The following is a 7906-nucleotide window of genomic DNA, read 5'->3' on the forward strand; positions in this document are numbered from 1 at the left end:
CTCCCGCAGGAAGCCCTACCCCCGCTTCCGCAGGAACGCCTCCAACCCAGCCAAGTCATCCGTATTCAAGAAGTCCACATCCGACTTCACCAGCTGCCCCCACACCGCATCCCGCGCCGCCCCCGCCGCGTCCGGCGTGTTCCAGAAGCGGATCGTCTGGTCGCCGTCATGGGCCGTCCTCACGATCAGGTTCAGCCACCCCAGCTCCTGTTCCGGCATCGGGCCGATGCCCTGCCATGTGAAGCTGCTGGTCCAATTGCCGCTGATCAGCGGGATGAAGGAGGCCGGGACGCCCGTATTCAGGTCGTCGTGCCTGCCGTCGTAGAAGGCGTAGCGCACCCGCTCCTGCTCCATCGGCGTCCGCGCGCCCCGGTCGCCCGAGATCACTGCCGTCACCGCGCGCTTGTGCACCCGTCCGCCGACGCCGCCCACCGCGTAGCTGAACAGCCCCCGATAGCGCTTCTGCCGCAGCACCTCCGACAGTGCCCGGTACGTCGCATCCCCCGGTGTCTTCAGGTCGATCAGCAGCTGCAGCGACAGCGGCCAACCCCGGTACACCCGACCGCCGTTACGACGCACCCGTGCCGCCAGCGGGTCCAGATACAGCTTCTGCAGCGTCCGTTCCGGGTCGAGCTGCGCCGCGTCATGAGCGACCAGCAGCTCCCCGTCCACCAGCCAGATATCCGCCTCGACGCTGCCGAAGTAGTGGTCGAGTGCGTCCAGGAGCGGGCGTGGGTGCAGGTAGTCGTTGTGGGCGTGCGCCCGGCCCAGCGGGGCCGGGCCCCTGCGTCGCGGCGCGGCCTCGGCGTACGAAGGTGCGGCGATCGAGCCTGCCAGGGCGGCTGCTCCTAAGCCGAGGGCGCGGCGGCGGGTGACTGCGGGCATGTGTCGGCTCCCCTCCCGGTCGGTGCTGCTGGCCCGTCGAGTATTGACGCCCGCGCCCCCGCTTGCACAGGGCGCACGCGCTTAACACCCGATGACAGCCCGGGAATACGCCCCCGGGAGTACACCCCCGGGAGTACGGCCACTGCCTCCGGTCGCGGGACGACCCGAACCCCCCGCTCTGCGACCTTTTCCATGTCCGGCCAAAACCCCGCACCACCGAGCGCGACCCGACCCGGAGTGAGGACCGAGATGATCACCGAAGCCCCGCCCACCGCCCGCGCCCGCACCTCCTGGCGGATGCGCCCCACCACCCGCAAGCTCGTGCTCACCCTCCACGTCATCGCCTCCGTGGCCCTGCTCGGCGAGGTATGGGGCCTGACCGCCCTCAATCTCTACGTCACCACCTCAGGCGGCATGGACGAGGACACCGCCCGCACCGCGTACGACCTGATGACCGTCCTCGTCTTCGCCGGCGGCATGCCGCTCAGCCTCACCGCGCTGGCCACCGGCATCCTGCTGGGCCTCGGCACCAAATGGGGCGTCACACTCCACTTCTGGACCTTCGCCAAACTGGTGCTCAACGTCTCCGTGATCGTCATCGGCATCACCCTCTTCCAGCCCGAGGCGATGGCCGCCGCGTACGAGAACGGCACCCACACCACCGGCCAGCAGTGGAGCAATGTCGCCGCGGTCGGCGGCCAGCTGGCCATGCTGATCGCCGCCACCGCCCTGTCCGTCTACAAGCCCAAGGGCCGCCTCCGCCGCGCCCGCTGACCCGGTCCGCAACCTGAAGCAACCTGAAGCAACCCAAAGCAACCTCAAGCAACCCTTGGCCCCCGCCCCGCCCCGCAGTGCCATAGCCCCACGCAGAAGCGACGGCGAGGAGGCCTCATGCACGACAAGGCACTGCTCAGGGCGTATCGGACGATGCGCACGATCCGCGAGTTCGAGGAACGGCTGCACAGCGAGTTCGCCACCGGCGACATCCCCGGCTTCGTCCACCTCTACGCCGGTGAGGAAGCCTCCGCCACCGGCGTCTGCGCCCACCTGGACGACCACCGCGACACCATCGCCTCCACCCACCGCGGGCACGGCCACTGCATCGCCAAGAACGTCGACGTCAAAGCCATGATGGCGGAGATTTACGGGCGGACCACCGGCTCCTGCCACGGCAAGGGCGGGTCCATGCACATCGCCGACCTCTCCAAAGGCATGCTCGGCGCCAACGGCATCGTCGGCGGCGGCCCGCCCCTGATCTGCGGCGCCGCCCTCGCCGCCAAGCTGCGCGGCGAAGGCGGCGTCGCGGTCGCGTTCTTCGGCGACGGCGGCTCCAACCAGGGCACCACCCTGGAGTCGCTCAACCTCGCCACGGTATGGAACCTCCCGGCCGTCTTCATCGCCGAGAACAACGGCTACGCCGAGGCCACCGCCGCCACCTGGTCCGTCGGCGGCGGCTCCATCGCCGCCCGCGCCGCGGCCTTCGGGATGCCGGGCAGGACCGTCGACGGCTTCGACTTCTTCGCCGTCCACGAGGCCGCCGCCGAGGCCGTCGAACGGGCCAGGAACGGCGGCGGACCCACCCTCATCGAGGTCCAGCTCACCCGCTATTACGGGCACTTCGAGGGCGACCAGCAGACCTACCGGGCCGGCGAGGTCCAGCAGGCCCGTAACGAACTCGACTGCCTCAAGCGCTTCCGCGACCGCGTCACCGGCGACGGCACCCTCACCGCCGCGCAGCTCGACCAGATCGACGCCGAGGTGGCCCGCCTCATCGACGACGCCGTGGCCGAGGCGAAGGCGGCGCCGCTGCCGACCCGGGCCGACCTCGAGACCGACGTCTACATCCAGTACTGAAGGGGCCGGTGAATCAAGCCATGGCACGCAGCATCAGCTACCGCGAGGCGATCAACGAGGCGCTGGCCCAGGAAATGGAGCGCGACCCCGCCGTCGTGGTGCTCGGCGAGGACAACGCCGGCGGCGCCGGCGCGCCCGGCGAGGACGACGCGTGGGGCGGGGTCCTCGGCGTGACGAAGGGGCTCTATCACCGCTTTCCCGACCGGGTGCTCGACACCCCGATCTCCGAATCCGCCTTCATCGGCGCGGCGGTCGGGGCGGCGACCCGGGGGCTACGCCCAGTCGCCGAGCTCATGTTCATCGACTTCATGGGCGTCTGCTTCGACCAGATCTTCAATCAGGCGGCGAAGTTCCGCTACATGTTCGGCGGCAAGGCGGTCACGCCGGTCGTCATCCGCGCCATGTACGGGGCCGGGCTGCGCGCGGCCGCGCAGCACTCGCAGGCGATGTACCCGGTGTTCACGTCCGTGCCGGGCCTCAAGGTCGTCCTCCCCTCCTCCGCGTACGAGGCGAAAGGGCTGATGATCCAGGCCATCCGGGACGACGACCCGGTCATCTTCTGCGAGCACAAGGCCATGTACGACACCGTCGGCGAGGTCCCCCAGGAGAGCTACACCATCCCCTTCGGCGAGGCCAATGTCGTACGGGAGGGCGGGGACGCCACCGTCGTCGCGCTCGGCCGCATGGTGTCCGTCGCCGAGGAGGCGGCCGACGAGCTGGCGCAGGCGGGCGTGCAGTGCGAGATCGTCGACCCGCGGACGACGAGCCCGCTGGACGCCGACACGATTCTGGAGAGCGTCGAGCAGACCGGGCGGCTGGTGGTCGTAGACGAGGCCGGGCCGCGCTGCGGGCTCGCGGCCGACATCTCCGCGCTCGTCGCGCGCGAAGCCTTCGGGGCGCTGCAGGCGCCGATCGGGACGGTGACCGCGCCGCATACGCCGGTGCCGTTCAGCCCGTCGCTCGAAGACCTCTATATCCCGGACGCGCAGCAGGTGGCCGCGGCCGTCAAGTCCGTGGTGGATTGGAAGCGTTGATGAGCGACGAACGTATTGGGCGGGTCGCGATGCCCAAGTGGGGCCTGTCCATGAAGACCGGGAAGATCACCGAATGGATCGCGGCCGAGGGCGACGAGGTCGAGGAGGGCGACGACCTCGCGGAGATCGACACGGACAAGATCGCGGGGACGCTGGAGGCGAGCGAGGGAGGCGTACTGCGGCGGATCGTCGCCGAGGCGGGGACGGACGCGCCGGTCGGGTGCACCATTGCGGTAGTGGCCCCGGCGGAGGTCCCGGACGCGGAGATCGACGCGGTCGTGGCCGAGGCGCGCGAGCAGCTCGCCCGGGGCGTACCGGAGGAGGACGACGGCCCGCGCACGGAGACGGCCGAGGTCGGTGGGAGAGCGATCTCGTACGCGTCCCTGGGCGACGGCGACGAGGTCGTCGTCCTGGTGCACGGCTACGGCGGTGACAAGAACTCCTGGCTGTTCGTCCAGGAGCCGCTGGCCGCCGGCCGTACTGTGCACGCCCTCGACCTCCCCGGGCACGGCGCCTCGGCCAAGGACGTCGGGGACGGCAGCCTGGAGTTCCTCGCCGATACGGTGCTGGGCTTCCTCGACGCGGTGGGTGCCCGTAGCGCCCACCTCGTCGGGCACTCCCTCGGCGGCGCCGTCGTGACGGCCGCGGCGGCGCGCGCGCCGGGGCGCGTCCGGTCGCTCACGCTCGTATCCCCGGCGGGTTACGGGCCCGAGGCGGACGCGGACTACCTGCGCGGTTTTGCGGCGGCCGGGACTCGCCGCGAGCTGAAGCCGCAGCTGCTGAAGCTCTTCGCGGACGAGAGCCAGGTGAACCGGCAGCTGGTGGACGATCTGCTGAAGTACAAGCGGCTCGACGGCGTCGACGCGGCGCTGGCGGCGCTGCTGCGGACGCTGCTGGGGGAGGACGGCCGCCCGGCGCTGGACGTCACCGGGCTGCTGGGGGTGACCCCGGTGGCGGCCGTATGGGGCGCGCAGGACCGGATCATCCCGCCGTCGAACGCGGCCTCGCTGCGGGCGGCGGGAGCCGGGGTGCGGGTGGTCGAGGGCGCGGGGCATATGGCGCACATGGAGGCACCGGCGGCAGTGGTGGCTGCGGTGGAGGAGGCGCTGAAGGGGTCGTAGGGGAACGGGTGTCGGCACGGCCGGGAGGGGCGCCCGGCCGTGCCGGCGCCCGGCCTTCACAGGACCGCCCGCCCGGCGGAAGATGAACGGACGGCCGCCCTCCCGGCGGCCGGCCACAACCAACTCCCCAGAGCCGAACACCGGGAGCAAGGCGTGCGCAACCCTCCCCTCGACAGCGCCCGACCCCCCGCGGGTACGGACCCGCGCACCTACGCGCGCCTGCTCGCGGGCGTGCACGACGCCGTACTCGAAGGCGAGCGGCCACCCGCGCCCCCGCGCCCGGTCATCGCCGAGTCCTGGCACCGGCTGATGAGCCACGGCCTCAACGCCGACGTGGGCGCGAGCGCCGGGCTGCTGCCGGTGGACGAGGTGGAGCGGGAGCGGCAGAGCTCCGGGCTGTCCGCCGTGCTGGATACGTTGCGCGAGGGCCTGCTCGGGATCGCGGACGCCGCGCTGCAGATCATGATCGTCACCGATCCGCACGGGCATGTGCTGTGGCGCGGCGGCAGCCGTGCGGTGCTCAACAAGGCGTACGGCCTCGGCTTCGTCGAGGGCGCCAACTGGTCCGAGGACCACGTCGGCACGAACGCCATCGGCACCACCCTCATCACCGGGCGTCCCACCCAGGTGCACTCGGCGGAACACTTCGTCCGCACCCACCACGCCTGGACCTGCGCGGGCGCCCCCGTGCACGCCGCCCGCGACGGCCGGCTGCTCGGCGTGGTCGACGTCAGCGGTCCGGCCGCCACCGTGCACCCCAGCACGCTCGGCTTGGTCAACGCAGTCGCCAAGCTCGCCGAGTCCGAGCTGCGCACGGAACACGCGAAGGACCTGGACCGGCTGCGCGCCATCGCCGCACCGCTGCTCGCGCGGCTCACCGGGCGAGCGGTGGTGACGGACCCGTACGGCTGGGTGGCGGCCGTCTCCGGGATGCCGCCCGCGGACCGGATCCTGCTGCCCGCGAGGGTCGGCGAACACGGCAACTGGCTCCCGGGCCTCGGCCAGTGCACCTTCGAGCCGCTGCCCGGCGGCTGGCTGATCCGCCCCGCGGAGACCGACGTGTCGCTGCCGACGCGAGTACTGCTCGACGTCCGCCGCCCACGCAACGCCTCCGTGACGGTCATCGGCGCCAGCGGCACCTGGACCCACGAACTCAGCCCGCGGCACGCCGAATTGCTCCTCCTCCTGGCCGCCCACCCGGACGGCCGCAGCGCGGCGGGCCTCGCCGCCGACCTCTTCGGCGACGCGGAGCGGACGGTGACGGTACGGGCCGAGGTGTCCCGGCTGCGCCGACGGCTCGGCGGGGTGCTGCAGCACCGGCCGTACCGCTTCGCGGACGGCCTGGAGGTGGAGGTGGCGCGGCCGGCGGATCCGACCGAGCTGCTGCCGCACTCGTCCGCGCCGGCGGTGGCGCGGATGCGGTGGGGCTGAGATGTCAGTGGCGGGTGCAAGACTCGGTCGGCATGGGCGACGAAAAGATTGAGCTGCGCGATGTGATCGAGTCCGACCTGGAGATCTTTCTACGGCATGAGCACGACCCGGAGAATGTGAAGCGCTCACATTTCAAGCCGCGGGACCGCGACCACTTCATGACGCACTGGCACACGAAGGTGCTGGGCGTCCCGGGCAACTTCGTGCAGACGGCGCTGGCCGACGGCGAGGTCGCGGGCGGCGCGGTGGCGTGGACGCAGGACGGGCAGCGCTTCCTGGGGTATGTCTTCGGCCGCGAATTCTGGGGCCGGGGGATCGGCACCCGGACGGTGCGACTCTTCCTGGAACGGGAACAGACCCGCCCGCTGTACGCGGACCCGTACATAGGCAACACGGGCTCGTGGAAGCTGCTGGAGCGGCTCGGCTTCGAGCGGGAGGGGACGGAGGCGTACGGCGAGGACGAGCACGTGATGTACGTGCTGCGCTGAGCTGACCGCGCCCGCTACAGCTCGATCCCGTACGCCCGCATCTTCCGGTAGATGGTGGTCCGCGAGATCCCCAACTCCTGCGCGGCAAGCAACTTATTCCCCTCAGCCATGCGCAGCGCCTGCACAAGCGTGTCCCGCTCAGCAGCCTCCCACCCACTGAGCTGCCGCCGCCCATCGGAGTGCGCGGCGGGCGGCAGATCCCGCGCCTCGATGCGATACGTCCGCCGCCCGGCGGCAGCCGCACGGAGCACGCCCTCCAGTTCGGCGACATTGCCGGGCCAGGCCCGGCGCCGCAGCAGGGGGAGCACATCCGGAGCACAGTCGATGTCTCCGCCGGTACGGCGGAGGAGACAGGCGGTGAGGGCGGGGAGATCGGAGAGCCGGTGTCGCAGCGGCGGCACGGTGACGGCTTCGGTGAAGCACCGCAGCAACGCTTCGGGCGCGCAGGCCCCTTGCCCGAGGGTGGCGACCACCCAGGTCCCGCGCTGGACGACGGCGTCGAGGGCACGGGCGACGGCGTCGGCGTGGTCGTCGGACACGGCCTCAAGGTGGCGGAGCGCGAGGGCTCGGCCGGGCCCTGCGGGAGCAGCGCGGATGGCTTCCGCCAGGCCGAGTAGCCCCGTCCGGCCCGCGTCCAAAGCATGACCGGCGCCGACGGACGAGCGAGGCCGCCCCTCAAGCCCGTCCGGCGCTTGAGGCTGCGGTTGGATATGCGGCTCCGCCGCGTGAGCGCCGCCAGGCGCGACAACCCCGGCGGCAGGTGACGCAGCCGCGTCCAGCACCACCGCGGACCACGCCGATCCGGTGAGCTCATGCGCAGCCCGTACCAACGCCAACCGCCCAACCCCCGGCTCGCCCTCAACCAAAAACGGCACCCGCTCACTCGCACACCGCGAAGCGGTCCGCGCGGCGCGACTCCACGCGGGGTCCGCACCAGCGAGGCCGGGCAGCGGCCACGGCCGGTCCGCATCGCCGTCCGGCACCACACCGCGCAGCACCCGCGCACCCCCGACAGCCTCCGCGCCGCCCGCGGCCCCCGCCGCATCCGTATCGAACCCCAACTCCAGCAAATACCCCGCCGTACCCCCAGCCC

9 protein-coding genes are annotated in these 7906 nt (G+C 71.9%); 7 read left to right on the forward strand and 2 right to left on the reverse strand.

Translation table 11 applies throughout. The features are described from left to right. Positions 1 to 15: 15 nt before the first annotated feature. Positions 16 to 885, reverse strand: coding sequence for a phosphatidylinositol-specific phospholipase C/glycerophosphodiester phosphodiesterase family protein (locus tag G5C51_RS37640; RefSeq protein ID WP_165244666.1), 870 nt, complete (start codon positions 883 to 885; stop codon positions 16 to 18). Between the two features lie 249 nt (positions 886 to 1134). Here G5C51_RS37640 and G5C51_RS37645 point away from each other — a divergent pair, with 249 nt between their 5' ends. The 6 genes from G5C51_RS37645 to G5C51_RS37670 all read left to right on the forward strand — a co-directional run bounded on the left by G5C51_RS37645 (position 1135) and on the right by G5C51_RS37670 (position 6813). Next, positions 1135 to 1659: a hypothetical protein gene (locus tag G5C51_RS37645; protein ID WP_165244668.1), complete on the forward strand. Its 525-nt coding sequence runs from the start codon at positions 1135 to 1137 to the stop codon at positions 1657 to 1659. 117 nt (positions 1660 to 1776) lie between these two features. Further along, the gene (locus G5C51_RS37650; RefSeq protein WP_165244670.1) at positions 1777 to 2739 is read left to right on the forward strand and encodes a thiamine pyrophosphate-dependent dehydrogenase E1 component subunit alpha; all 963 of its coding nucleotides are present in this window, start codon (positions 1777 to 1779) and stop codon (positions 2737 to 2739) included. A gap of 20 nt (positions 2740 to 2759) precedes the next feature. Beyond that, a complete protein-coding gene (locus tag G5C51_RS37655; RefSeq protein WP_165244672.1) occupies positions 2760 to 3773 on the forward strand; it encodes an alpha-ketoacid dehydrogenase subunit beta in 1014 nt (337 codons plus the stop codon). After that, complete coding sequence (locus tag G5C51_RS37660; RefSeq protein WP_165244674.1) at positions 3773 to 4894, forward strand: acetoin dehydrogenase dihydrolipoyllysine-residue acetyltransferase subunit; 1122 nt, start codon at positions 3773 to 3775, stop codon at positions 4892 to 4894. The genes G5C51_RS37655 and G5C51_RS37660 overlap by 1 nt, the downstream gene beginning before the upstream one ends. A 153-nt stretch (positions 4895 to 5047) precedes the next feature. After that, complete coding sequence (locus tag G5C51_RS37665) at positions 5048 to 6325, forward strand: GAF domain-containing protein (RefSeq protein ID WP_165244676.1); 1278 nt, start codon at positions 5048 to 5050, stop codon at positions 6323 to 6325. 32 nt (positions 6326 to 6357) lie between these two features. Beyond that, positions 6358 to 6813 (forward strand): GNAT family N-acetyltransferase, encoded by a 456-nt coding sequence (locus tag G5C51_RS37670; RefSeq protein WP_206314747.1) that lies wholly within the window; start codon positions 6358 to 6360, stop codon positions 6811 to 6813. Positions 6814 to 6827: 14 nt separating this feature from the next. On the opposite strand, the gene G5C51_RS43865 is transcribed toward G5C51_RS37670, so the two are convergent. Then, a complete protein-coding gene (locus G5C51_RS43865; RefSeq protein WP_165244678.1) occupies positions 6828 to 7352 on the reverse strand; it encodes a helix-turn-helix domain-containing protein in 525 nt (174 codons plus the stop codon). Between the two features lie 273 nt (positions 7353 to 7625). Here G5C51_RS43865 and G5C51_RS42645 point away from each other — a divergent pair. Beyond that, a partial coding sequence (locus G5C51_RS42645) for a hypothetical protein (RefSeq protein ID WP_206314748.1) occupies positions 7626 to 7906 on the forward strand: 281 nt, incomplete at its 3' end.

This window comes from Streptomyces coryli (assembly GCF_011044975.1).
Taxonomy (GTDB): domain Bacteria; phylum Actinomycetota; class Actinomycetes; order Streptomycetales; family Streptomycetaceae; genus Streptomyces; species Streptomyces coryli.